Annotated in this window: 4 protein-coding genes; all 4 read left to right on the top strand. The window is 38.1% G+C overall.

Annotation, left to right across the window (positions count from 1 at the left end):
- Positions 1–609: DUF58 domain-containing protein (locus M0Q17_RS11135; protein ID WP_295086852.1), on the top strand; the 609-nt coding region annotated here is incomplete at its 5' end.
- Positions 609–1,016, top strand: coding sequence for a hypothetical protein (locus tag M0Q17_RS11130; RefSeq protein WP_295086850.1), 408 nt, complete (start codon positions 609–611; stop codon positions 1,014–1,016). The genes M0Q17_RS11135 and M0Q17_RS11130, both read left to right, overlap by 1 nt.
- Entirely contained in the window at positions 1,009–1,938 is a 930-nt protein-coding gene (locus M0Q17_RS11125; RefSeq protein ID WP_295086848.1) for a VWA domain-containing protein, read from the top strand. The genes M0Q17_RS11130 and M0Q17_RS11125 overlap by 8 nt, the downstream gene beginning before the upstream one ends.
- The coding region (locus M0Q17_RS11120; protein ID WP_295086847.1) for a VWA domain-containing protein at positions 1,935–2,792 on the top strand (858 nt) is incomplete at its 3' end. The genes M0Q17_RS11125 and M0Q17_RS11120, both read left to right, overlap by 4 nt.

Below are 2,792 nucleotides of genomic sequence, written 5' to 3'. Positions count from 1 at the left end.
TTATTCTCTGTTTTAAACGGAAGTGTGCATTTTGGCTCTAAAAAATTTAAGCAGGAGAGTATTGCTGAAATAGCGGCTCTTTTAGGATTCTCAACTCTTAAAAATGGCGATTTATTAAGTTCATATATTTTTACGGATGAGATAATCTCACATACAAAACCTAGCAAAAAACTTCATCAAATTCATAAAAATGTAGAGGAGATTTTAGAGTTTGATGCCATAAACAAGCAGGTAGATTTTAAACTAATCGCCGATACGCTTTTTAAAAGACTTAAAAGAAAATCGCTCATCTTGATAATTGGTGATTACTTTGAAATACCTGATTTTAGGCTCTTAGCAAGAAAACATGAGGTGCTCTCTATCATAGTAAGAGACCATTTTGAGGAGAATCCGCCCGTGATAGGTTTTGCATCTCTTGTCGATCCACAGAGTGGCGCAGCTCTAGAGGGTGATTTTAATGCATCAAGTGTAAGAGCATATAGCCAGAGGGTTGCCGCTCATGACCACAGACTCTTTGATACACTAAGAGGTGATGGTATAAGGTTTACAAAAATATACACCGACTCTATTGCAGGCGTAGAGCTTCGCAGACTTTTTGAGGGCAGATAATGGCACAAGAGCAAAGTTACGATATTCCGCTGCATGATATAAAACCTATAGTTGAGGTGCAGGAGTATTCACTCTACTATTTTTTAGGGATTTCTCTCCTTGGCGCTCTTTTTGTTGCCGGGATAGGCTACCTTATCTACAAGTGGCTTCAAAAGCGCAACGCTTTTAATCTGAGAAAAGAGCACTTTAGGCTTTTATCTTCGCTTGATTTAGGCAATACTAAAGCGAGTGCTTATGAGATAACTTCACTTGGCGCGACTTTTAAATACGACAGCCCAAGGCATCAAGAGATGTATGAAAACCTTACAAACCGTTTAGAAGAGTATAAGTATAAAAAAGAGGTTGGAGCCTTTAGCGAGGAAGTTTTAGGCTATATAGAACTCTATAGGGGGATGATTGATGTTTGATGGAATCTATTTTGAATTTCCTATAATATCACTTCTAATTATTCTTTTTATTTTTTGCGCAATATTTTGCAAGATGAAGCTTCCATCTATCTATTTTCCACACACTTCGGAGTATTTAAAGAGTAGCATCTCGGCATCAAAAACGCTCTTTATTTTAAAGTGGCTAGGAGTTATAACAATGATACTTGCTCTAATGTCGCCCGTAAAAGATGAGCCTTATGAACTTGAACCAAAAGAGGGGTATGAGATAGCTCTTATCTTGGATGCCTCAGGGTCGATGAAAGCGGAGGGTTTTGATGCTCAGAATCAGCATCTTAGCAGATTTGATGTTGTAAAAGAGATTGTTAGCGAGTTTATAAAAGAGAGAAAAAATGACAATATTGGTCTGGTCGTATTTGGAACATTCTCCTTTATAGCCTCCCCGCTGACATATGATGCGGATATTTTAAATAAAATACTCTCACAGCTACAGATAGAAATGGCGGGAAAATATACGGCACTCAACACATCTTTAGCGCAGGGTGTAAACCTTTTAAAGATGGGAAGTTCTAAGACAAAGATAGCTATTTTGCTCACAGATGGTTACAGTACGTCTCAAATCGACAAAATTCCGCTTGATGTGGCAATAGACATGGCAAAAAAAGAGGGAGTTAAAGTTTATCCAATAGGCATAGGAATGCCGCATGAGTTTAATAAAGAGGTGCTCATTCAAATAGCAAACGAGAGCGGAGGAGTCGCATTTAGCGCTTATAATGCAAAGGAGTTAAAAGAGATTTATAAAAAAATAGACGAGCTTGAGAAGTCTGAAATAAGAAGCGAGAGCTTTACAAGCTTAAAATACTACTATCAATTTCCCCTTACTCTCTCGCTTATTTTCCTGATGCTATACATCTATCTTAGAAACAAAAGAGCAAGCGCATGACCTTTTTACATCCTGAATTTTTATACTACATGCTACCTCCTCTGTTTATTCTTTTTGGACTGCTCTTTACTCAAAAAGAGCAGCATGCAGCGTTTTTCAGCCAAGAGGTTATGAAGAAGCTTCAGGTACGTTCAAATATGCTCACGCAGAGGGCAAGAAATGTGCTCTTTTTGTTAATGAGCTTTTTTATGATAATCGCACTTGCCCAGCCTGCCATAAAAGATGCCTTAGTTGAGGTAAAAGCAAAGAGTGCCGACATCATGATTGCCCTAGATATTTCCGACTCCATGTTGGCATCTGATATCTACCCAAATAGGCTTGAAGCATCAAAGCAGAAACTTCTTACACTTTTGGAAGAAGCGCTTAACGAGCGCATCGGTATAGCGGCATTTGCAAAAAATTCCTATCTTGTGTCTCCTCTTAGTTTTGATACTAAAGCAGTAGCCTTTTTGCTTCGCAATCTTGATACATCATCAATAACAGAGAAGGGAACGGACTTCTTGTCTATTTTAGATGTTGTGAGTAAAACACAAAAGAAGCAGGGCAAAAAATATCTTCTTATCTTAAGTGACGGCGGAGACAAGGAGGATTTTTCACAGGAGATTAATCGTGCAAAAAAACACAATATTGTTGTTTTTGTACTGGGCGTAGCTACAAAAAAAGGCGCACCTATAAAGCTTAAAGATGGAAGCCTTGTAAAATATAAAGAGGAGATAATCATCTCAAAACTCAATGAAAAGATTGCGGATTTGGCGATACAAACAGGCGGAGTCTATATACAAAGTACGACATCTTCGGCTGATATTAAAAGAATGTTTCAAGAGATAATGAGCCTAAGCCAAGAGAGGGAGCTA

The organism is Sulfurimonas sp. (assembly GCF_023229105.1).
Taxonomy (GTDB): domain Bacteria; phylum Campylobacterota; class Campylobacteria; order Campylobacterales; family Sulfurimonadaceae; genus Sulfurimonas.
The sequence above is the reverse complement of the archived record's forward strand: the minus strand, read 5'-3'. Positions and strand labels throughout refer to the sequence as shown.